Annotated in this window: 21 protein-coding genes; all 21 read right to left on the reverse strand. The window is 55.2% G+C overall.

Translation table 11 applies throughout. The features are described 5' to 3' along the window. Positions 1–60: 60 nt before the first annotated feature. The 21 genes from NFS22_RS17110 to NFS22_RS17210 all read right to left on the reverse strand — a co-directional run bounded on the left by NFS22_RS17110 (position 61) and on the right by NFS22_RS17210 (position 22,907). Positions 61–813: a metallophosphoesterase family protein gene (locus tag NFS22_RS17110; RefSeq protein ID WP_251318945.1), complete on the reverse strand. Its 753-nt coding sequence runs from the start codon at positions 811–813 to the stop codon at positions 61–63. Continuing rightward, positions 810–2,465 carry a recombinase family protein gene (locus tag NFS22_RS17115; protein ID WP_251318919.1) on the reverse strand — a complete coding sequence of 552 codons (1,656 nt, stop codon included), beginning with the start codon at positions 2,463–2,465 and terminating at the stop codon, positions 810–812. The genes NFS22_RS17110 and NFS22_RS17115 overlap by 4 nt, the downstream gene beginning before the upstream one ends. Then, positions 2,462–3,316, reverse strand: coding sequence for a recombinase family protein (locus tag NFS22_RS17120; protein ID WP_251318920.1), 855 nt, complete (start codon positions 3,314–3,316; stop codon positions 2,462–2,464). Before NFS22_RS17120 ends, NFS22_RS17115 begins: the two co-directional genes overlap by 4 nt. Then, entirely contained in the window at positions 3,316–4,905 is a 1,590-nt protein-coding gene (locus NFS22_RS17125) for a recombinase family protein (protein WP_251318921.1), read from the reverse strand. The genes NFS22_RS17120 and NFS22_RS17125 overlap by 1 nt, the downstream gene beginning before the upstream one ends. Before the next feature lie 112 nt (positions 4,906–5,017). After that, positions 5,018–5,173 (reverse strand): SHOCT domain-containing protein, encoded by a 156-nt coding sequence (locus NFS22_RS17130; RefSeq protein ID WP_251318922.1) that lies wholly within the window; start codon positions 5,171–5,173, stop codon positions 5,018–5,020. A 601-nt stretch (positions 5,174–5,774) separates the two neighbouring features. Continuing rightward, positions 5,775–6,344 carry a hypothetical protein gene (locus tag NFS22_RS17135; RefSeq protein ID WP_251318923.1) on the reverse strand — a complete coding sequence of 190 codons (570 nt, stop codon included), beginning with the start codon at positions 6,342–6,344 and terminating at the stop codon, positions 5,775–5,777. A gap of 438 nt (positions 6,345–6,782) precedes the next feature. Beyond that, complete coding sequence (locus NFS22_RS17140; protein WP_251318924.1) at positions 6,783–7,514, reverse strand: ImmA/IrrE family metallo-endopeptidase; 732 nt, start codon at positions 7,512–7,514, stop codon at positions 6,783–6,785. A gap of 39 nt (positions 7,515–7,553) precedes the next feature. Next, on the reverse strand, positions 7,554–8,153 hold the full coding sequence (locus tag NFS22_RS17145) for a LexA family protein (RefSeq protein WP_251318925.1): 600 nt from the start codon (positions 8,151–8,153) through the stop codon (positions 7,554–7,556). A gap of 138 nt (positions 8,154–8,291) precedes the next feature. Further along, entirely contained in the window at positions 8,292–9,254 is a 963-nt protein-coding gene (locus NFS22_RS17150; protein WP_251318926.1) for a helix-turn-helix transcriptional regulator, read from the reverse strand. 292 nt (positions 9,255–9,546) lie between these two features. Then, positions 9,547–9,762, reverse strand: coding sequence for a hypothetical protein (locus NFS22_RS17155; protein ID WP_251318927.1), 216 nt, complete (start codon positions 9,760–9,762; stop codon positions 9,547–9,549). Positions 9,763–9,998: 236 nt separating this feature from the next. Further along, positions 9,999–11,027, reverse strand: coding sequence for a sugar kinase (locus NFS22_RS17160; RefSeq protein WP_251318928.1), 1,029 nt, complete (start codon positions 11,025–11,027; stop codon positions 9,999–10,001). Between the two features lie 13 nt (positions 11,028–11,040). After that, positions 11,041–11,985, reverse strand: coding sequence for a bifunctional 4-hydroxy-2-oxoglutarate aldolase/2-dehydro-3-deoxy-phosphogluconate aldolase (eda, locus tag NFS22_RS17165; RefSeq protein ID WP_251318929.1), 945 nt, complete (start codon positions 11,983–11,985; stop codon positions 11,041–11,043). A gap of 155 nt (positions 11,986–12,140) precedes the next feature. Further along, positions 12,141–13,517 carry an MATE family efflux transporter gene (locus NFS22_RS17170; RefSeq protein ID WP_251318930.1) on the reverse strand — a complete coding sequence of 459 codons (1,377 nt, stop codon included), beginning with the start codon at positions 13,515–13,517 and terminating at the stop codon, positions 12,141–12,143. A gap of 83 nt (positions 13,518–13,600) precedes the next feature. Then, complete coding sequence (locus NFS22_RS17175) at positions 13,601–15,025, reverse strand: amidohydrolase family protein (protein WP_251318931.1); 1,425 nt, start codon at positions 15,023–15,025, stop codon at positions 13,601–13,603. A 36-nt stretch (positions 15,026–15,061) separates the two neighbouring features. Then, positions 15,062–16,591: a Na+/H+ antiporter NhaC family protein gene (locus NFS22_RS17180; protein ID WP_251318932.1), complete on the reverse strand. Its 1,530-nt coding sequence runs from the start codon at positions 16,589–16,591 to the stop codon at positions 15,062–15,064. 134 nt (positions 16,592–16,725) lie between these two features. Then, complete coding sequence (gene hydA / locus NFS22_RS17185) at positions 16,726–18,132, reverse strand: dihydropyrimidinase (RefSeq protein ID WP_251318933.1); 1,407 nt, start codon at positions 18,130–18,132, stop codon at positions 16,726–16,728. A 3-nt stretch (positions 18,133–18,135) separates the two neighbouring features. Next, positions 18,136–18,891: an aspartate/glutamate racemase family protein gene (locus NFS22_RS17190; RefSeq protein WP_251318934.1), complete on the reverse strand. Its 756-nt coding sequence runs from the start codon at positions 18,889–18,891 to the stop codon at positions 18,136–18,138. Positions 18,892–18,906: 15 nt separating this feature from the next. Next, positions 18,907–20,073 (reverse strand): Zn-dependent hydrolase, encoded by a 1,167-nt coding sequence (locus tag NFS22_RS17195; protein WP_251318935.1) that lies wholly within the window; start codon positions 20,071–20,073, stop codon positions 18,907–18,909. Next, complete coding sequence (locus NFS22_RS17200; RefSeq protein ID WP_251318936.1) at positions 20,066–21,232, reverse strand: pyridoxal phosphate-dependent aminotransferase; 1,167 nt, start codon at positions 21,230–21,232, stop codon at positions 20,066–20,068. Before NFS22_RS17200 ends, NFS22_RS17195 begins: the two co-directional genes overlap by 8 nt. After that, complete coding sequence (locus tag NFS22_RS17205) at positions 21,229–21,909, reverse strand: hypothetical protein (RefSeq protein WP_251318937.1); 681 nt, start codon at positions 21,907–21,909, stop codon at positions 21,229–21,231. Before NFS22_RS17205 ends, NFS22_RS17200 begins: the two co-directional genes overlap by 4 nt. Positions 21,910–22,103: 194 nt before the next feature. After that, positions 22,104–22,907: a helix-turn-helix domain-containing protein gene (locus NFS22_RS17210; protein WP_251318938.1), complete on the reverse strand. Its 804-nt coding sequence runs from the start codon at positions 22,905–22,907 to the stop codon at positions 22,104–22,106. Positions 22,908–23,267 lie beyond the last annotated feature (360 nt).

Consider the following 23,267-nt stretch of genomic DNA (forward strand, 5'->3'; position numbering starts at 1 on the left):
GAGCAAGCCCTCGGATCGTTCCGAGGGCTTGCGCCTTAGCGGTATTGGGTCATTCTGTTGTTACTCCCATTGCAGTTCCACCATCTGCTCCCATTGAACGATGAAGCGGTCATCTGCCACACAGTTCCGGTGGTAGTGGCCCAGGAACCAGCAATCGAATTGGCACCGCCGCTTGACCATCTGGAGGAAATCCGTCAGCCGGTCCGGGGTGTAGCTTCGATCCAGTTTCTGCTGGATGCTGGTGGGGGCGCAGTGAGTCAGAATGCAGTCTACCCTCCAGTTGACCCTTTCCAGGTTCCTGACAGCCTCCTCATATTCCCCCTCAGACGGCAGTTCCTGGGGCCACCAGGAGACTCCCTTCACCCGGAACATCTGCCGTGTCCGGCGCTTGAACCAATATTCCTGCTCAAAGTCTGGGGATTCCGGATCGAGGATGCCGTCCTGGATGTCGTGGGAGGCAGCGCCGCCCATGGTGAAGAAGGTCACCCCGCCGATCTCGAAGACCTGCCCGCGCATCAGGTGAAGCACATGGGGCCGGATATAGTGGACTTTTCCGCCCTGACACTGATGGACAGGAAGTTCACCGAGCCTGTCGAAGTTTTCGTGGTTCCCGTCCACAAAGAGGGTGGTAAACGGTTTTTCCTCCAGCCAATCGAGCCAGTATGTCTCCCTGGGGGAATTGTCCCACACGCCCCCGAAATCGCCGGTGATGATCACATAGTCGCCGCGGCCCATCTGCTTCTGCTGGGGAAAGTTATCGGTGGCGAACCGCTGGAAGCCGCCGTGGGTGTCGCCGGTGATATAGATGCTTATGCGCTTACCCTCCCGATGTTCTCCATGGTCTGGGTGATCTCCGTCCCGTCCTTGAAGCAGATGAGCAGGGTGTCCTTGCTGACCACCTTGATGTTGCTGACCAGCTGGCGGACAGTGATCTCGTCAAACTCCGTGATCGCTCCAGCGGTCTGCTCCAGCTCTCTGGTGATCTCCTCCATCCTTTGGTCGAATGCGGCAGCGGTGCGGCCCTCACGCTCCAGCTCCGCCTTCTTTGCCATCAGGGAGGTCTTTGCTACGTTGACCCGCTGGATCTCCTCGTCATAGTCCAGGCAGTCGGGGCCGGCGCTCACCGCCAGCTGGAACAGCTCCAGCTGACGCTCCTGCAGGCTGCGGATCTTCGCCTCCAGTGCCGGCAGGGACAGCTCTCCGTCCTCCCCGGCGAGAGCGGCGGTGATGCTGGCCTCCAGCGCCTCTCTTGCGGTCTGGGCGTGGAACAGCTCGTTCATGGCGGCGATGACGGCGGCGTGGATGTCCGCCTCGTTCCAGGTGGGGGACTTCTTGCAGACTTTCTTCCCATGCTCCAGCCGGTTGATGCACCGCCAGACGATCCGCTTGCCTTCGGGCCGGCTCCACACTACCCGGCGGTAGGGGCTGCCGCACTCGCCGCAGACCAGCAGTTCGCTGAGGACATACTTGCCGCAGTATTTGCCCAGCTCCGTCTTGGTCTTGGATGAGGTCTTTCGCAGGCTGGAGCGCCGCGCCAGCTCCTCCTGTACCCGCTGGAAGGTGTCCCGGTCGATGATGGCGGGGTGGCACTCATGGACGTAGTATTGGGGCAGCTCCCCCATGTTCTTCCTCTGTTCATGGGTGAAGAGGTCCGCCATAAAGGTCTTCTGGAGCAGGGCATCGCCAATATACTTCTCATTTTGCAGCATCTTCCGCACCACACTGTCGTGCCAGGAATCGCTTCCCTGGGCGGTCTTGACGCCGTCCGCCATCAGGTCCCGGCAGATCTGGCGGACGCTCTGGCCCAGCAGGTATCGGGAGAAGATCCTGCGGACGATAGCCGCCTCATCGGGATCGATCTCCGGCAGACCGTCCGGCCCCTTGCGGTAGCCGAGGAAGCTGGCGTAGTGGTAGTAGACCTTGCCGTCCTTGAAATTCTTCCGGTGGCCCCACTTCACGTTACCGCTGAGGGACTCGCTCTCCGCCTGAGCCTGGCTCATCATAAAGGTGAGGATCATCTCGTTGTCCATGTAGAGGGTGTTGACATTTTCCTTCTCGAAGAAGACGCCGATCCCTTTCCGCTTCAGCTTCCGGACGGTATCCAGGCCGTCCAGGGTGTTGCGCCCGAAGCGGGACACGGATTTGGTGATGACCAGGTCAATCTTGCCACGGTCGCAGTCCCGGAGCATCTTCAAAAACTCCTTGCGCCGCTTCATGGACGTGCCGGTAGTGCCCTCGTCGGCGTACAGGCGGACCATGGTCCACTCCGGGGTAGCGGCGATCTTCTCGGTATAGTAGGCGATCTGGGCGTTGTAGCTGTTGAGCTGCTCCTCGCTGTCGGTGGACACCCGGCAGTAGGGGGCCACCCGGAGATGCTTCTTGCGGATATCACGCTCTGTGAGCTGGGGATTGGCGGGGATCACGGTGACCCGCCGCTGAGGGGGCTGTTGAACGGCTGTATTCATACACGTTGTTCCTTTCCTATCATCGTTCCATTGGTCAGCTCCAGTTCTATGTAATCCTGTCCGCCAATTCGGATAGCCTTTACCGCTTTCGCCAGCAGTTCCTGAAGGTCGCTGTCATTGACACAGCCGGTCTTCAGCCGCTCCCGAAGCACTTCCATGTCATGGACCGGCGTGAGATCCGGCAGGACGGCGTACTGTTCCGCAGCGGCGGCGAAAATCAGCGTTTTCATGTAGTCGGGGTTGATGTCCTGGCGGTTGAAGCACAGGTTCAGCTCATTCTGAATGCGCAGGGCGTCTGCGGAGGGGGCAGCCTCCGGGGTGGGGGGCGGCATCAGCAGGTCGGGGGTGTCTGCCAGCTGGCGGAGCTGCTGGGATACCAGCCTCTGGACGGTTTCATCGCTAATACGGACGATGGCTCCGCAATCCGGGCAGACCCAGCGGGATTGGCCATGGGACTTGGTGTCCCGTTTGATCCCGCCACCGCATACTGCACATACAGCTTTTTCACGGATTGGTTTTAGTCCAGCGGGGCAGGGGGCGAAGTCAGTCCTGTCTTTTTTCTGGAGCTGAACCGCAAGGAACTCGTCATCGCTGATGATCCGGGAGTAGATGTCCGTCCCCAGGTATTTCCCATTCTCTAAAATCCGTTTGATCATGTGCTTGTTCCACTGGCTGGTATGCTGATGATAGGGGGTGTTCCCTCTGCTCATCCTTTCTGCAATCTCGTTATAGGTAGCCCCTGCCAGGTAGCGGGTGAAGATGTCCTGAACCGCGTCAGCCTCCGCAGGGCAGGGGACTGTCTCGCCGTCCCGCACCATGTAGCCGAAGGGCGTTTTTCGCTGCCATGCCATTACCGCACCGCCTTTCCGATCCGCTCTGTCAGCTCCAGGCCGTTGAGCAGGGTGAATTTCAGGGTGTCCGCTGAGACTATCACGATCCGCCGGACCAGCGACTCGAACAGCTCAGGGCTGGGGCCGTCCAGCCACCGGGGGCCATCCTCCAGACAGTCCAGCATGATCTCGGTGTTCTGGATCTGGGCGTCCTCACTGGTGGAGTCCAGGATACGCCGGCGCAGCCTTCTCAGCGTCCTCAGCTTCTGCTCGATCTCGCCCTGCTGGGATAAATAAAGAGCAGGATCAACGTACCCCTTCGACTTCAGTCGAACCAGTACGAGATTCTGCTCAGACAGATGGGCGATTTCTTTGTCAATATCTCTGATTTTCCGGTTGGAGCGGAGTTCCCGCTCCCGCAGTTCCCGGAGCTGCTCCAGGACGGTGGCCAGGATTTTGCCGCCGTCTCTTTTCAGCTTGTGGTAGAGCCGAAGCAGGGCCGCTGTGATCTCCTCCTCCGGCACCTGGGGGACGGGGCAGTTGGATTTGGCGGCATCATGATTCCAACAGACCCAGTAGGTTTTGCTATTGGTGACCTTCCTGCGGCAGATGGAACCGCAGTCCCCGCAGACGATGTGCTTGCTGTAGACCGACGCCTCCGGCGTGGGAGCATCCCCGACAAACTGTTCCCGGCGAAGGGACATCAGGTTCTGAACTCGCTGGAAGTCCTCTCGGGACACGATGGGCAGGTGGCAGTTCTCGGCAAAGTATTTTGGCTTCTGCCCCCGGTTCAGCACCTGCCGGAAGGGGATGGTGTCGGTTGCAAAGCTCTTTTGCCAGAGCATATTGCCGGTGTAGGAGATGTTGGTCAGAATGTACTGCACTGTGTTGGGATGCCACCCCTCCCGGCCATGGCCCCTGATGGCGCCCAGTTCATTCAGCTCATGGGCGATATCCGCCGTCCCCTGGCCTTTGAGGTAGGCGCTGTAGATGTACCGGACAACTTCCGCCTCCTCGGGGATGATCTCCAGATCCCGCCCCGCCAGCCGGTACCCGTAGGGTGAGGTCGGCGGGACAAAGATCCCTTTTTCCATCCGCATCCGGACACTGACCCGCATATTGTTGGAGTGGTTGGTGGACTCCATCTGGGAGAAGGCACCGTAGATCTGGGCGATCTGCTCGGTGGTCATCTTCCCGGTGTCGATGTTCTCCTTCTCGAAACAGATGGAGATACCCAGCCGGAGCAGTTCCCGCACATACCGGATGTAGTCCGTGGTGTTCCGGGCGAAGCGGGAGGTGGACTTGACCAGCACCCGGTCGATTTTCCCATCCCGGCAGTCCGCGATCATGCGGTTGAACTCCTCCCGTTTCCGAGCCTCCAGTCCGGACAGGCCCTCGTCGGCGTAGATATCCACCAGCTCCCACTCCTTCTTGGAAGCGATGAACTTGGTGTAAAAATCCACCTGGGCCATGTAGGAGTTGAGCTGATCCGCCGAGTCACTGCTGACTCTGGCGTATGCCGCGACCCGGAGTTTTGCTGTCTCGGGCTTTCTGGGGTCAATGACGGTGATCCTCGGACGCATTTCGGCTGCTGTGTTTGTCTGTGCCATATCTTTTTTGACCTCCTTTCCGAGACACACGATATCACAAGTTTTTTGAAACAGCTATTCACCAATACCAACCAAAAACAGCCGGTCAAACCAAGCATATTAGATGGCGGTTTCAGGCGGCGATCAGGGTGGGCCGAAACCGCCGTTTCAGCTCGTCCTTGGCCCGTTCCGCCTCCGCTGGAGTCAGGAGCTCCCGCTCCGTCATGCGTTCCAGCATCCGCAGGGCAGAGAGAAACGTGACGTTATCCCGTAGTTCCTTTGTTGTCATGGTATACCCTCCTCGTCGTAATCAATTTGAGTCCAGAAACACGGAGACCGACTTTGATCAAAGCCGATCCCCGTGGCTTCCGAAATCAAAAATGGGGCCGTACTCCCCGATACGAAAAAGCATACTTGTGCTGTCTGTTTTGAAAGTACGGCTCCCACCGTTTCTGACATTTATCTTCAATTGGCTCTATTCGACACTACTTCCCGAGCCCTGGGCGGCAGTCTGGAACTGTGCTGGCGCACATCACGGGAATCTCACCCCTCCGAGGATCTCTCCGAGCTGCCCCCATTGCGTGATCCTGCGTAGCAGGGCTGTGGCTGGGCAGGAGTATCAGTTCTGACGGGGTCATTGCGAAACAGCTTGCCAGGGCTGTTTTGGGATGGATGGGAACCGCTGGGCACCTTATTTGGCCGTCTTTTATAACAGATAAGAAAATTCACTGCAATTCCTTGTCGCTACAGGTGGTCTTGGCGCATCCTCCACATCGCTTTCCGTTTCTCACACGGACCGTCAGGGAACGTATTCCAGTTGCCGGATATTTAATTTTCAAAATACACGAGAGAATTTATTCCCTCACCTCTCTTACTGGATAAATCAGAGGTCAAAACGAAACATCTCTCCAAAAAATTTTTATAAATTTCTCGAACTGACGTTTGTACTTGCGAATTATCTGGGATGAGACACCATACTTTCGGGCAAGAATATCCGTGCAGGCCCGTTTTTGACCGTTTAAATACATTTCTAGCATGTCGTTTGCCCAAGGCTTCCAGTCCGCCAGCGTTTTTTTTAATTCGTCTATCATGATCGAGTCACAGACCATAGATTCGACCTGTTCGTCTGCCGAAATCATATCCAACAAGGTTTCAGAATTCTCAGAGTCGTTCAGGGGAGTATTGAGGGAGAGATGCTGGAATTTCTGTTTAGCACACCGGTTTCTTTTTTCTGCGGATCTGCTTCTATCCCAACTCCGATACTCCTCCAAAGATGTTTCGATAACCATGCAGTCCAAATTATCTCCATCCGCTATGTAGTCCAGAATAAAATATCGCCGTTGCTCTGTTGGAATCTTCTTGTTTCCCTTCACAATAGCCATCCACTCAGCAGAGGATGCAACGCAAAGGCGCACACTGCCGTCCGGCTGTATTTTGTTTATCAAATATGTGGTTTTCATCAGTAATCTCCTTGAATTTTCGGATTTTTAAGAGCTAAAAATTCAGGTGATTACGGATAGTGGCAAAGTGCCGCCTGCCAAGCAAACAGATCCATTCCTTACTCCATTTCTGGAGCGGCAACAAAAAAGACCGGGCATTAGGAATAAGAGGGGTGTCACCCCTCGCATTCCTAATGTCCGGCCATTTGGTGACTATCGGCCTTATGGCACGATGACCCGTTGCTCGGTACTCTTAGACCTTATTCTGTTGTCACTTTATCCTTTGTGTTTGTGATATCTGAAGCTAACCGACTCGCCGGTATAATACCTTCCGGCGAAGAGCCAGATCGACCTCCACAATCTTATGACAGTGAGGGCACTTAATTTCGATTTTTCCTGTTGTAGGCGATATTTTGTCCATCACACGCCAGTTACATTCGGGGCACCTGACGGCAATATTCATAGATTCAGCCATCCTTCATCATCCTCCTTCTCAACGTCAACCAGCACATAGGGATTTTGCAAATAGTCCTTTTTCAGCAGGCTAAGTCTTTTCAGCCTGATAGACATTGCTTGTTTCGAAACACCAAGGAACTCCGCCATTTCGCAGAACTGCCCGTATTCCTTGGGCCGGTATACTTTGCTCAATATGTCGATGCCATGCTCTAAGTCAAATCTATGGAGTGCCCCATATACGATCTCAATGGGGAGCAGAAGTGCAGATGCCAGATTATCGGCCTGCCATTCACTCCAATCGCGGATGGGATGTTGTGGACTATGCCCCCGGTAATGGATAACACGATTTTGGGTCACCCTATCGGTCGGATATAGGCCAGCTAAGATTTGATGCGCTGTTTCGTGCGCCATGGTGAAATGATATCTTCCATATAGAGTCGGATTATTCTTTAGATCCGTTTCTATCAGGAGAGTTTTTACGTCAAGGTAGTATAAGCAGGGTTGCTTACTATCGTTGTAGATTTCAACAGCAACCTCCTTAAATGCGGTCATTCTAAGGGTTAGTCCGTCTTTTGACAAATGAAAATAGTCAATATGGAAGCCGAAAAGCCCGCAGGCCAGGATTTCCGGGTCAACGTAATCAACCTGCTGACTCATAAGGCCGGGTAAATGTTTATAATCATTGAAAATACGAGTTGCTATTCTTTCAAGGTCATTCCGAGACAAGTAGCCCATTTTAGGTCGCCTCCTGTTCATCTTTTCAGGCAAAGCGACTCACAGCGCTTTGATGATAAACTTTGCCACACCCTGGATGACAACATCCCTGACATAGATCGGCTCCATTCTGTCGTTTTCCGGAATGAGCTTGCAGTACTTCCAATTTTTGTCATAGCCCAGCCGTTTCAGTGTGTTAGCATTTTCGTGGAGTGCAACTATAATTTCGCCCGGTTTTGCATCGCACCGCTTCTCTACCACTACTAGATCGCCAGACTCTATCCCCGCGTTTATCATAGAGTCTCCAGTAGTACGAATGATATAGAAGTCACCGAAACCAAAAATAGTGGTTGGCAGTTTCGCGTATTCGTCGGCGGACGCCTCCACCGTTTCTAAGGAGCCGCAAGGGATAGCGCCAGTAAATATCTTTGCGCAAGAAGTAGGCGACAGACGGCGGATTTTATCGGTCTCAATGCTTTTCCCATCATAGTCGATATGGCCCTTCTCGCTCATCTCGACAAGATAGCGGTGGGCGGTCCCCTTGGCAATACCTATGGCCTTGCCGATCTCCGATGTACTAGGGGAGCGCCCCTTCTCAAAGTAGAAATCCTCCGCAAATGTCAGTATTCGTTTCATCAATTCCGGGTCTTTGTGACGCATAGAGTTCCCTCCGTTCTATCCGATACAATCTGTCCTTGATAGAAAAAGTATAGCATGGCTGGATACGAAAGGCAATAGAGCAGAAGGGAGGTGAGCATCTGAGTGTCCACCTCCCGAAAAGTTTGCTGATATACGAGTTTATATCGAGAAATTATCAATGATGGCCCTGAAATCTTCCACCGCCTTTTCTGGGCTTAGTATCCGCATCTTCCCACCAGAGGCAAACACCCAGCCATAGAAGTTGTTGCTCAAAGCGACGGTGGCATTTACCTTGAAATGCTCTCCATCCACCACCTGAACGGCAACATCCTCTCCGAAACGATCAATAATACTGCCCATCAGGGCGTTCTTGCACAGTAGCTCTACCTCGGCTTCCTCACCGAGATACATGGAAAAGGTCTGTCCGAAGTAGTCGGAGACGGTGAAATCTGCTGGACGCTCCTGCGTCGGCTCGTCCGTCACGGTCAGGTGACTAATCCTGTCCACCCGATAGGTGGCGACCAGCCCTCTCGCCTCGGAGTAACCCACCATGTAATATTGGTCGTTGTTCCAGAGCATAGCATAGGGGGATACTGTATAGAACTGCCCGCCATGTCGGTGGACTTTCTTTTTCTCCGGCGTGTAGTCGAAGTATTGGAATGTGACCTTTTTTCGCTCGATAATGGCAGTATAGAGGTGATCCACGATTAGAATCACAGATTCGTTGGTCGACTTAGTTCGATGATCTATGTAAAGCTGGCGTTTCAAGAGCTTTTTTTGCTGCGGCTCTATGAACATGCCCAGTTTGTGGATCAAAACCTTGCTTTTTTGGGGCGTGATAAATCGGGAGGACTGAACGGCATCAATCAGCAGTTTGACCTCTGCTGTGTCAAAGTGACGGGAACCGATAAAATATTGATTTTGCACTTTACGGTCAATGATGATGTCCAAACCGAACTCGATAAGCTGGTCTATGTCGGCCTTAATAGTGCGGGAATCAGGACGGGGCAAGCTATAGGTTTCCAAAAAGTCTTTGATCTGTTCCAAAGATACTGTATATTCCTCGCCCGTATACATCCACAGGTACTGGAAAATCAGGAGTGTTCTGTTTTTTCGTGTCATAGCCGGTTACCTACATTTCATAGGGTGTTTTTTGTTCGCAAAGACACGGTCAGTGGATTATGGGTACTCAACCTTCATTATCCTGCAAAAGCCCGATAGAGAAAGATTATAATCTGTCCTTTGGGGCAGATTTGCTCTGGGTCAAAGGTGTCCGTGGACATGCTGTAGACAACCTTTTCCTCGTTGTTGTATAGCCGTGTCGTTGGAACAGAAATCCAACATCGTAATTCTTCTGCGCCAGGGCTGTCCAGAGAGAAAGGTCTCCCAGCGGTTCTTGATGGGCGTAGAAGTCCTAGGGATTTGCGCCGCCGCCGGCGCGGCCGTAGGGGGTCCACGCAGTGCCCTGGGCGCTGGTAAACCGAACCCGGTCGCCATAGCAATAGTTCAATTTGCTGAGACAGATATCATAGCCTATCTCCAGAAAGTAGATGCCCAAGCGGTGGGTGGGAGTTTCCTCCCGGATGGAGAGAATTGCCAGAGTGCAGTGGACATCGTTGAAACGGAGCATCCGCACGACGCTTTTGCTCAGTGAGTTTTGGAGATGACGCTACTACCTCTAGGTTGGCCAGGGCAATGTTGGCCACTCGAATCTTGTCGTAATTGAGGGGCGTCAGGCGGAGCATGATCTCCGAAGGTAATAAACCGGGGGGCGAAGCTGGAGGTCAGAAGCGGGTTGGAATGTTCCATAAGGTGCCTCCTTTTTAAAGATTCCCGCCCCGAAGGGGGCGGGAATTAGTTAAAATGTTACCGCTGGATTCTGCCGGAGCCGTCGCCGCCGGCCAGCTTCTCCACCTCGGCCACGGTGACCATGTTGTAGTCCCCCTCGATGGAGTGCTTCAGGGCGGAGGCCGCCACGGCGAACTCCACCGCCGCCTGGGTGTCCTTGCCGTTCATCAGGGAGTAGATCAGACCGCCGCCGAAGGAGTCGCCGCCGCCTACCCGGTCGATGATGTGCAGGTCGTACTTCTTGGAGAAGCAGTACTCGTCCTTGGCCACGTTGTACAGCATGGCGGACCAGCCGTTGTCAAAGGCGGAGTGGGACTCCCGCAGGGTGATGGCCACCATCTCAAACCCGAACTTGTCGGCCAGCTGCTTGGCCACGGACTTGTAGCCCTCATGGTTCAGGGAGCCGCCGGTGATGTCGGTGGCCTCGGCCTCAATGCCGAACACGTCCTTGGCGTCCTCCTCGTTGGAGATGCACACATCCACGTACTGGCACAGGTCGGTCATGGCCTCACGGGCCTGGGCCCGGGTCCACAGCTTGCCCCGGTAGTTCAGGTCGCAGCTGATCTTGATGCCCTTGGCCTTGGCGGCCTGGCAGGCCTCCCGGCAGATGTCCACCACGTTGGGGCCCAGGGCCGGGGTGATGCCGGTGAAGTGGAACCACTCCACGCCGTCGAAGATCTTGTCCCAGTCGAAGTCGGCGGTGGAAGCCTCCTGGATGGCGGAGTGGGCCCGGTCGTAGATGCAGACGCTGCCCCGCTGGGAGGCGCCCTTCTCGTTGAAGTAGATGCCCACGCGGTCACCGCCCCGGACGATCATAGAGGTGTCCACGCCGTAGCGCCGCAGGGAGTTGACCGCCGCCTGGCCGATGGCGTGGGCGGGGAGCTTGGTGACGTAGGCCACGTCCATGCCGTAGTTGGCCAGGGAGACGGCCACGTTGGCCTCGCCGCCGCCAAAGGTGAACTCTACGTGGTCGCACTGGACAAACCGCTCGTAGTTGTAGGGCTGGAGCCGGAGCATCAGCTCACCGAAGGTTACTACTTTAGCCATAAATTTTTCCTCCTTACTTCTCTACCAGATGGATGGCGAAGCCGCCCACCTCGCCCTTGAGGTAGATGGCCTTGGGCTTGCGGGTGGACTCGTCGAACTCCACGCCCTGGCGGCCCAGGTGGTAGACGGCCCGGTCCAGGTTGTTGGTGCCGATGGCGATGTGGCCGTTTTTGCCCAGGTAGGGGGCCTTCATGCACTCCACGGCGTTGCCGGCGAAAATGGAGCTGTTGCCCGGCTTGTAGTCGAAGCCAAAGAAGGTGCATAGGGTCTTGGCGGCCCGCTGGGCCTCCACCTCGTTCTCGCAGTTGATGCCCACATGGGCCAGGGAGAAGCCCAGCATGGTTTTGACGGCCTCCTTGCACAGAGCGGTGATCTTGTCCCACTCGCCGGCCTTGATCATGTCGCTCTTGCACATCCAGGTGCCGCCCACAGCCACGATCTGGGGGTAGCCCAGGTAGTCGTTGACGTTTTTGGAATTGACGCCGCCGGTGCACATCCACTTGCAGGTCTTCAGGGCCGCACCGATGTTCTTCAGCATGGCCACGCCGCCGTTGGCCTCGGCGGGGAAGTACTTCACGATCTCGCAGCCCTGGTTCATGGCCTGCTGCATCTCGCCGGCGGTGGCGGTGCCGGGCATCATGATGCCGCCCTTGTCGATGACGTGCTGGGTGACCTTGGGGTCGTAGCCGGGGGCCACGATGAACTTGGCGCCGGCGGCCATGGCCTGGTCGGCCTGGTCGATGGTGAGCACGGTGCCCGCGCCCAGCAGCATCTCGGGGACCTCCCTGGCGATGGTGCGGATGCACTCCTCGGCGCAGGCGGTGCGGAAGGTGACCTCGGCGGCGGGCAGGCCCCCGGCCACCAGGGCTTTGCACAGGGGAACCGCCTCCTCCGTGCTGTTGAAAGCGATGACGGGGATAATGCCGATGTTGGAGACAGTCTGCAAAACTTTACTCATAATTGTTTTTCCTCCCCAAATTAGTCATATTATTGTTTTCGCATCCTTTTTGAAAATAATAGCGCTTTATAGATGCTCTATAATTAAGGGATATGGTCCGAATAATTTCGCTGAAGCGGAGCCAATACTATCTTTCTGTAGGTCATGAATTACAGCTATACCAATTTTTTTAGAAGTTGTTTTGTGAGATTTTCACACAAAACGCCGCGGAACATCAGGTCAGCGACCATAGCCACCCATACGCCGGCCAGCTCCATATGGGCATAAAACAGTAGGACAGATGTTAGGATGACCCGCACGCCCCACATGCCGCTCAGCACCACCAGGAAGGGCAGCTGGGTATTGCCCGCACCCCGCATTACACCGGACAATACGATAGAGAGGCCGAACAATGGCTCAGAGACAGCTACGATCCGCAGCATATCAGCTGCTAGTTTTATGACATCAGAATCTGGAGAAAAGATACCAGCAAGGGGATTGGCGCACAAAAACAAAATTATTCCCGCTGCTCCCCCTGACAGCAGGCCAATCCAACCGGAGATTTTACCAAATTGCCGGGCCAGAGGATACTCCCCGGCCCCGTAAGCCTGCCCTACCAGGGTAGTAGCAGCAAAAGACACCCCCGTAGCGGGCAGATAGCTGATAGCCTCCGCCGTCACCGCCACATGGTTGGCGGCCAGAGCCACATTCCCCAGGGAAGCCACCATTCTGGTAATTAGCAGTTGGCCACTGCAAATGGCCCCCCGCTCCAGTGCTGCCGGGATTCCCAAATGGACAGCCTGTCGAATAATGGCAAAATCCGGGCGATAAGGGGTTTTCAGTTCCAGATTCACTGGACCCGAGCGGCGGAACAGCAGCAAAATGCAGCAGAATCCCATCAGACTGGCAGAAAAAGCGGTTGCCCCTGCCGCCCCTGCTGCGCCCCATCCCGCCCCCCAGATATGCAGGGTACGCTCTCCAATTTGGACCGTGCGGTTTGGAAAAATCAGAAAGAAGTTTAGGATAACATTGAGTATATTGGCACCTGCGTTCAGCTGTAAGGGGGTTTTGGTATCTCCTGCGCACCGGAGCACCGCAGAAAAAACCGCCAAGGCAGTCTGGAACGGAATGCCCAGGGCATAGAAAAACAGATATTTTTGGGCATCGCCTAAGATAACCGAATCTGCACCCAGCAACCTTGGAACCCAAGGCGCCAGTATAAGGGTGACCAGCATAATAACAGTCCCTGATATCAACGAACCCAGCAGGGCCTGCCGGGTAATATTACGGGCCAGCTGTTCCTGTCGAGCCCCCAGACTGTGGGCAATCTGAACGGAGTACCCCACCCCCACTGCGGTCAAAAGTCCCACAATAAAGAAGACCGGCGTGGAATTGATGGCTACGGCAGCGGTGGCGTCAGTGCTCAAGGCTCCGATCATGGCCGTATCCACATAGTTGGTCATGGTCAGTAGCAGCTGCTCTGTGATGGCGGGCCAGGCCAGTACCAACAACAGTCGTACGTTGGATTTTAGAGTTTCAGAGGGGCGCCCCATAAGTATCACCTACATTATTTGGGACGCCCCGGGGCCTTGTCGGTTCCCGGAGCGCCCCATGTGAAGAAAGGTTGGCAGTAAGGTTATAGTTTCCCTTCCCGCATAAAACGGGCGTTGGTGCCGTCAATTTGGAAAAATTCCTCTGCGGCCCTGTGGCCGATTTCATCCGGATACTGGGGAATGGCGGAGAGGTATTCCTGCTGATCCACCTTTGTAAATACGCCATCACGCATGATAATCTCGCCGTCCACTGCCACCAGCGCGACCTCGGGACCTCTGGCACTGTAGACCAGATTGGGGATCATGTTGCGCATGGGATAGGTATAGACCGGCAGCATGGAGGGACAATTCAGGTCAATCGCGATAAAGTCCGCCTGCTTGCCTGGCTCCAGAGAGCCCACGCTGTCCCCCAAACCGATAGCCTGGGCTCCCTCAATGGTGGCCATCCGCAGGGCCCGCCAGGCGGGCATGACTTCTGGATTGCCATACTTGATTTTGTTGAACAGCGCCACATTTTTCATCTCGTTGATGATATTGTGGCAGTTGTTGCCCGGGGCCTGGTCGGAGCCCAAAGCCACATAGCCGCCCGCCTCTTGGAAGGCCACGCTGGGACAAACGATGCCGTCAATGATGCCGATGGAGCCGGGGTTGACGATCATGGAGGCACCTTTACGGGCAATGTGGGCGGCCTCCTCGTCGGTGCAGTCGGTGAGATGGACAGCAATCAGGGAGGAGTCCAGATAGCCCAACTCATCCAAAAACGCGGTGGGCCGCTTCCCGTAGCGCTTTTCGATCTGATAGGTCTCCCGGTCGCCCTGCTGAACGTGCATATGGATTTTGGTCCTGCGCTCTTTGACGATTTTCTGAATCTTCAGGAGCATTTCGGGACTGACAAAATCCGCTCCCTGGGGCCCGAACAGAATCTTGATCCGGCCCCCCGCTTGGTTGTGCCACTTGTCGTAGAGCTGGATGTTGCGCTGGAGGCTCTCCTCGCCCATCTCGTCGTCGAACTCATAGAGCTCGCCCGGCTGATAGACCCGCCGTTTGGCGGCTCGGATGGTCTGGGCAATATTGCCTCTGGCCCCCACCTTTTCGATGAAGCTGCACACATTATCCATCTTTGACTCATAGTCGCCCAGGGTGGTGGTGCCCGCCCGGATGGCCTCCAGAACGGCCACCCGGCTGCCCGCGTCCCGCTCCTCGTCAGTGACGGCGTTGTCAAAGGGCTGCAGGCCGAACATCATCCAGTTGTTGGTGTCCTGAGCCAAACCGCGCATGATGTTGCAGGCGGTGTGCATATGGCCATCGATCAAACCGGGCAGGACCATGTGGTGGGGCAGGTCGATGATTTCCTGGGGGGCGTACTCCTTCAGCATGTACTCCACAGGGCCGACCTCTAAAATCTTGCCGCAGTTGATAGCCATGGCAGAGGCGGTGCGATAGCCGACCCCTTCTCCTTCCATGGTATAAAAATGAGGGGCAGTAACCAGCTTGTCAATTTTTTTCATATCAATCTCCCGCTTGTGCAAAATAAGTCCGTAACATCAGACCGCTTTCACGGCCCGGGCACTGTCCACCTTCGTCATAACGAACATAGCCGCATAGAGGACTACAGCGGTCACGGCAATGGAAAGCATGTATTGGCCGGTCAGTCCTCCGAACAGGAAACCTACGAAAGCGGATGCGCCTACTGTAAGTCCGTAAGGCAACTGCGTCATAACGTGGACAATGTGGTTGCAGGAGCCGCCGGTGGAGGAGAGAACGGTGGTATCGGAGATGGGGGAGCACTGGTCGCCGAACATGCCGCCGGCGATGACGGAGCCCACCACATAGGCCATGGGCAACTTGAAGGCAACGGCCATGGGGAAGGCGATAGGCATCATGATGGACCACACGCCCCAGGAGGAACCGGTAGCGAAGGAGATGAAGGCGCCGAACAGGAACACCAGGGCGGGAACCAGACCGGGAGTAAGGTACTGCTGCACAATTCCCACCATGAAGTCGCCTGTGCCCATGGATTTGACGATGGTGCCCAGAGACCAGGCGGCAATCAAAATGAAAGGGACGTTAATCAGCTCAATCATACCATCAATGAAGGTATCAAAGGCTTTGAGGAGCTTAAACAATCCGGTGGCAATGCCCATGATGCCGGCGCCGATACCGCCGCCCAGGAAGGCCATGCAGATTGCCAGAGTGATGTTAGCAGAACGGAAACAGCCCACCAAGCCGTTGTTAGCCAAATCGCCGCTCCAGAAGATGGTGGCAAACAGAGAGATGAACAGGGCGGCCATGGGGACGATGAAGTTCCAGATGGACAGCTCGTAGCCCTCGGGCAGCACATTCTTTACCTCGGGGACCAGGGGGTCCACACCGTCGCCCAGCAGCTTGCCAGTTTTCAGAGCCCGCTCCTCCTCGGTGCGCATGGGACCGAAGTTCAGGCCAAACGCGGCGACCACAACCACTGTGACCATGGCAAAGAGGCTGTACAAATTGAAGGGCAGCATATTCAGCCAGATGCCCCACTCGCTGGCCTCCACCCCGGCAGCCAGAAGCTCCGCAGCAATCAGGCCGGTAATAAAAGGACCGTAGCTGCTGATGGGGGAAAAGCAGGCCAGGTTACAGCCCATGGAGTCCAGAATGTAGGACAGCTTAGCCCGGGACACCCGCACAGTGTCGGTAACGGGGCGCATAATGGTGCCCAGCATCAGGCAGGGCTCTGTGTAGCAGAAGATAAACGCGCTCAAGCAGGTGACGATCTGGCCCTTCTTGGCCGTATTGATCACCTTGGTCACCCGGTTGGCAAATGCCTCAGCCGCGCCGGTATTGCGTAGCATGGCGATCAGTCCGCCGGACAGGGTGACCAGCACCAGAAGGGAGGCGTTTCCGCTGATAGAAGGCATGACATAATCAGAGATAATTTTCACAAAGCCCACCAGCGGATTCCATCCGTTAATGATGGTGGAGCCCACCCAGGTGGCAATCAGCAGGGAGAGGATGGTCTGTTTGGTGATCAGGGCGAGGACGATGGCCAAAATAGGCGGTATTAAACATAATACTCCAAATGTGGTTTCCATGCAATAGTTCCTCCTTTACTTGATACACTTTTTGTAAGACTCTGATGTTTTGCAGCGCGGACAAGCCTCTAGTTTTTCCCTCCTCTGCTGCATCAATTTGATCCACACCACTGAAAGAGTCAATACGAACTACGTCAGCCTCTGTTTTCGTAGCAGGAGCCGTACATCTTTGCAGGGATGAACTGCCCCTGGCCGTACTCTCCCACAAATTGAGCGTCCCGGACCACCACTCGGCCCCGGAGCAGCACCGTCTCCACCCGGCCCAGCTGTTCCCGGCCCTCGTAGATGTTATAGTCCACCCCGTTGGGATTGTCCTCCAGATGGATCACTCCCCGGTAATCCGGGTCCAGGATGACCAGGTCAGCGTCACAGCCCACGGCGATGTGGCCCTTCCGGGGGTAGATACCGTTGATCTTGGCAGGCTGGGTGGCCGTGATCTCCACAAACTTCTGCCGGGAGATGCGGCCCTTGGCCACACCCTCTGTCCAAATCATATGCATCCGGTCTGCCGCGCCGGGGGCGCCGTTGGGAATCTGAGTAAAATCGTTCCGCCCCACCTGCTTCAGATTGGCCACATCGATCCCGCAGTGATCGGAGACTACTGCATTGAGCAACCCGCTGTTCAGCGCTGCCCACAGTGCGTCGCAGTCCTCCTGGTCCCGCAGGGCAGGGGAACAGACAAACTTTGCCGCTTCATCGAAGTCTGGGTTGTCCAGCACCTCTTTGGTGGTAGTCAGATAGTGGGTACAGGTCTCTCCGTATACCCGCTGTCCCGTCCCCTTGGCCTGGAGCAGCGCTTCCAGAGCCGGGCGGCAGGTCATGTGAGCGATGTACAGAGGGGTATCCGTCTGCCCCGCCAGGTAGATAGCCCGGCGTACCGCCTCCGCCTCAGTGAAGGGCGGGCGGGAGACATAGTGATAGTGAGGGGTGGTCTGCCCGTTCTTCACGCACTGACGACGCAGGAAATCCAGGATCTCACCATTTTCCGCATGGACGAACACGGTGACCCCCGCCTTGCGGCTGCACTCCAGAATACGGAAGAAGGTCCCATCATCTACAAGGAGAGGAGAGCCGTTGTAGGCCATAAAAATCTTGATGCTGGAAATCCCCTTCTCGGGAAATTGGGCGATCTCGTCAAACATGCTGTCCATGATCTCCGTTACCATGCCGTGCAGGGCAAAGTCCACACAGGCTTTGTCCTTGGCCCGGACGTTGATGCGGTAGTCGATGGAGTCCAGCAATCCCGTCTTGGGGTCCTGGGGGGCATAGTCCACAACGGTGGTGGTCCCGCCCACCACAACGGCGTCGGTGGTCTCATAGCCTGCGGTGTCCTGGTCCCCCACGTTGCACAGAGCGGAGAAGTGGGTGTGCTGGTCCACGCCGCCGGGCAGCACATACTTGCCCGCAGCATCAATTACCTGATCGGCGGGGAGGTTCAGGTGCTGCCCTACGGCCCGAATGGTCTCTCCCTCCACCAGAACATCACCCTGAAATTCTTCGCTGGCGGTTACAATGGTCCCGCCCTTGATTAAAATACGCACAGCCTAGTCCTCCTCAAAAATTAAATCAGTTTCAGAAAAGAGTGGATATCCCAAAAACTGTTTTTTCTCCGGCCAGCTCCAGGTAGACACCTTGCTGGTTCCCAGGCCCATATCCACCAGGGCTTCGGCCAGCTTGACCGCGGGGGTGACCCCCTCCAGTACCGGCACGCCCAGCCGTCGCTCCAGGTCCTGGGCAAAGTCTACAAAGCCGGCGCAGCCCAGCAGAATGCACTCCGCTCCGTCCTCTCGGACGGCCTTCTCTCCCTCCAGGGCCAGGGCCCCCATCCCTCGCTCCGGGTCCCGGCCAAAATCCAGCACGCTCAGTCCGGTGGAGCGGATGGACCGGCAGAACTTCTCCGCACCGTAGGCGGACACCACATCCTCGGTGACCTTGCGGGCCCGGTCCAGCACAGAGACAATAGAGAAATAGGGCGCCAAAAACTTGGCTGTGGTGATGGCGCTCTCGCAGATACCCAGCACCGGTTTGCGGGTGGCCTCCCGAGCCGCCTGGAGCCCCGGGTCGCCGAAGCAGGCGATGACAAAGGCGTCTGCCCCCTCCTCCCGATCTCCTTTGATGACCTCCTTGAGTACACCGGGAACTGCCAAATACTCGTCTACATAGCACTCAATGCTCTCCGGTCCCCACTGGGGGCTGACGGAGTAGACTTGGGTGCCCGGTCGGGCGGCCCGGGTCGCGGCCTCCTGGATACTCTGGGTCATGGATAAAGTAGTGTTGGGGTTGATCAGCTTGATTTTCATAGTCCGCATCCCCTCCTAATTCATTTGATCCGTCTTTTGGATCAGCTCCATGAGTACGCGGTTCCCACGTTCCAAATCTTCGGGAGCGCTATACTCGTCAATCCGGTGGCTGATGCCGTCCTTGCTGGGGATGAACACCAGAAGGGACGGAGCCAGCAGGGCTATATTGATCAGGTCGTGTCCTGCACCGCTGAACATATCCCTTCGGGTATAGCCCAGGCTGTCGCAGCAGTCCCGAGCCAGTTGCAGCAGGGCGGGGTCGCATAGGGTAGGGGGCTGACGGATCATCTCCTCCATAGTTAGCCCCTCCGGGCCGAAACACTCCAGCAAAAGGGCCGCGATCTGCTCCATCTCCTCCATAGAGCGGTTTCTCAGCTCAATGACAAACTCTGTTTCGCCTGGGATCACGTTCACCGCGCCGGGAGATACCTTCAATGTCCCCACAGTACACACCATTTCAGGGTAAGATGTACGCACCTGCTCCATCAGCCATGCAATGAGCCGACTGGTTTTTTCCAGCGCATCGTCCCGCAAAGACATAGGCGTACTGCCCGCGTGGTTGGCCGCTCCCCGCATCACTGCCTGGTAGCGCAGGATGCCTACGATTCCGCCTACCACGCCAATCTGTTTTTGCTCCGCCTCTAAAATGCCGCCTTGTTCAATGTGCAGTTCCAGATAACAGAGGTAATCCTCCGGGTTTTGCTGACAGGCGGCAACATCCGCCAGACTCAGACCGTATTGGGGCAGCTTGGCCTCTATGGCCGAATCTATGGAGGCGCCTGCAAAGGCTTTGCTCCCAAAGGTCCCCCCAATCACATTGCCCTCCTCCTCTGTGAAGGCCACAATCTCCAGAGGATGCCGATTGACCCAGCCCGCCTCCCTGAGCCGCCGAACACAGTCGATGGCGGCCAACACTCCGTAGGCGCCGTCGTAAATCCCGCCGCCGGGGACGGTATCAATATGGGAGCCGATACACAGTCGGCTTCCCTTGCCGGGCAACAGGCCCCGCAGGTTGCCCACCGAATCAATGCTGGTCTCCAGACCGACCTGTTCCATCAGAGCGCGGACATATTTCCGGCCTTGGTCATATTCCGGGGAGTATGGCAGACGAGTGGTCCCTACCCCCTCCTGGAAGCCGATCTGCCCCAACTCATGGAGCCACTGCTCTAACCGCTTACCCATGGCAGCGCCCCATAAAAGCCGCAATCCGGTCAAAACCCTGCTCCAGACTCTCCATCGACGCGGCATAAGACAGACGTATGTACCCCTCGCCAAACTCACCAAAAGCGGTTCCAGGCACCAGGACCACCTGCTCCTCCTCCAGCAGTCGCATGGCAAAGGTCTCACTGTCCAGTCCGGATTGGCGAATATCCAAGAAAGCGTAGAAGGTCCCCTGGGGCTTGGAGCAGGACAGGCCGGGAATGGACGCAATCTGATCCATCACATAGTCCCGGCGGATGCGGTACTGTTCCCGCATATGCGCCAGATGTGTCTGGGGCCCGTTTAGCGCCTCAATCGCGGCCCACTGACAGGGTGTGGAGGCACAGGCGCTGGTATTTTCCTGGAGCTTGGTCATCTGACTGATGACCTCAGCGGGCCCAGCGGCAAAGCCTACCCGCCAGCCGGTCATGGCGTAGGTTTTAGACAGGCTGTCGATGACCAGAGTACGCTCCACCATGTCAGGCAGGGAGGCCAGACTGGTATACTCCGCGCCGTCAAAGAGAATGTGCTTGTAGACCTCGTCGGCCAGCACGGCCAGGTCAAATTCCTTAGCTACCTGAGCCAGTGCATCCAGAGCTTCCCGGCTGGCCACTGCACCGGTGGGGTTACAGGGAGAGTTCAGGATAATGGCCCGGGTACGGTCCGTCACGGCAGAGCGGATGGCCTCCACGTCCAGGTCAAAGCCTCGCTTGGGGTCAGTCTGGACCGAAACCGCTGTGCCGCCGCACATCTGAATCTGCTGTATGTAGTTGGTCCAGCAGGGCTCGCTGACGATTACCTCGTCTCCGGGGTTCAGGATCGTTTTCAGGGCCAGGTAGAGAGCCCCCATCGCCCCGGGAGTCACTATAATTTGGGAAACAGGGTCGTACTCCAACCCCTCAGTCCGTTTTAGGTAGCTGGAGATAGCCTCCCGTAAAGTCAGCAGTCCCGCGTTGGCGGAGTATTTGGTCTGTCCCTCACGAATGGCCCGGCATCCGGCTTCCACTACATTTTCTGAGGCGGTGAAATCCGGCTCGCCCAAGGTAAAACTGAGTACCTGGTCATACTCTAACGCCTTGTTGAACATCTTACGAATTTTGGAGGGTTGGATCAACTTTGTGCTTTCTGAGATTTGAATCATGGTAAAGACTCCTTTCTAGATTTTGCCTGATTTTTACGCTCACGCAATTTTAAAATGGTCATTAAAACCCCAAACACCAAGGATAGCATAGCGGCAAAAACAATCCGGTAGTCTACCGGTAACAAAAAGCCCACGGTGTTGATGGGAATCCAAAACAAAGGGATAGTCTTAAACAGTGTAAAATCTACCAGTTCTCCCCAGTCCACCGAGTTTACCGCTTCCCGGACAGTTACCTGCCTGTTCTGAAGAAAATGTAGGTCGGCATAGTTGCCGCAGATCCTCATCAGTGCAGAGTGGAGTGGGGCAAAAAACAGGTTGTTAGTGCAGCTGGTAAAGAACGCGGCGGCCAGAGCGCTGCCATAGAAGGGCAGAAGGCCAACCTCCATAGCCCGGACAGTTCCCTCACTGAACACCCGGAACGCCAGGGTCACCCACAGCCCTCCAAATCCCCAGCTCGCCGCCTTAAACCAAGTAGCACGATTTACCGCCCATACTCCTTCCAGTATCCGGATAGAGAGCAGTTCCCCTGCAGTGGCATATATTGCAAATTGCACAAAACCGGCTATATAGGGAAACATTTGGTTAAAACGAGAAAACCCTCCCGTTATAGTTAAAAAAACGGATACTATTCCTAGAAAAGCATATAATATCATCCAAATTTTGTCATTTTGCTTCATAGAAGTCTTCCCTCCGTATGTGGCTATTATAACAAAATAGGACCCGCACTGATATTCAGCGCGGGTCCTATTTTGCTTCAACCTTCCGCTATAAAAAAGCTTCTCCTGGAGAATTATATACTTCTTTTGTGCCTGGAAATAACACTTTTATATAATGGACAAGAAACAAAAAAACAGAACTTAAACTTTGGTTTTTACTGCAATTCGTCAAAATTGACTTTGCTGGTGGAAATGGGCAAACATTGAAGCATTTGTACCCGATTACGAACATGCATCTTGGCATAGATACTCTGGAAATGCTTTTTCACCGTGTGGATGCTGATACTCAGTTGCTTAGAGATGTCGTCGTTGGACCAACCTTGTACGGCTAAATCCAGCATTTCGCCTTCCCGAGCAGTTAATCCATATTGGCGGCACAATTTTTCCTGATAGCCTTTTGCATAGAAATACCGGGAATCTCCCTTTTTTGCTTCATAGGCCAGCCGGTACGCAAAGTGCATACGCAGCTGTTCCAGAACAAACAGGTCCCTGGGAGAAAACGGGGTGCTGCCGCTTTTACGGTAGAGCCGGAGAAATCCCATAGGTTCTTCCCGAAACGCAATACACAGCCCCGCGGAGCAGCTTAAATCATTCGGTTCCCAAAAGGTGTGGTAGATCTCGCTGTCCTGAAGCCGGCTGCCTGGCTGGGAAATATCCTCCGCAAAGGTACTGCGGTTTGTACTGTAGATCATCCATCGGAACGCATCATCCTTCCGAGTCTGATTTTTCCAAACCTGTATCGACTGGAGGGAGAGATTGTATCCCTCGGTATCCATAAACTCGAAGTCTCCATCCTCTGTTACAGACAAACGCGAAAAAACAGCTGCATCGTAGGAAATTAAAAAGGGAAGCCAGCGGTTGAGAATGGCTTTCTGCATCTCCTCAACAGTGTAGATAAAGCTGATATTGTAGGCCACTTCATTGAGTAAAATCCACTCATTTTCCTCTAAAAAAGCCATCGTGCATCTCCTCACCAAAACAAATGATGAAGTAGTATATCACATGAACTGAAATTTGAATACTACGATTTTATGAGCGGTTATCGCTCGCCATAGGTATTCAATAAAGTCCTCCAAAAGCCTTGAGAACAAAGGATTTTTCGTAGTGTGTTCGCCTTATCTCTTTATTCGGTTTCACACAAGTTTACCCTTGCCCTGACCGCTCATAAGGGCAAAAGCAAGGGCAAGAAAATCCAACAACAGGATATGACAACGTGTGGCAATCGGGGAACTGTGACGTATGTGCGAATATATTATAGCTGAGGATTTCAATATGGACAAGTACATTTTTAACGAGAAAAACGGTTTGCGGTATGAGCT

Origin of the sequence: Flintibacter muris, from assembly GCF_943192995.1 — a bacterium.
In the GTDB taxonomy this organism is placed as follows: domain Bacteria; phylum Bacillota; class Clostridia; order Oscillospirales; family Oscillospiraceae; genus Lawsonibacter; species Lawsonibacter muris.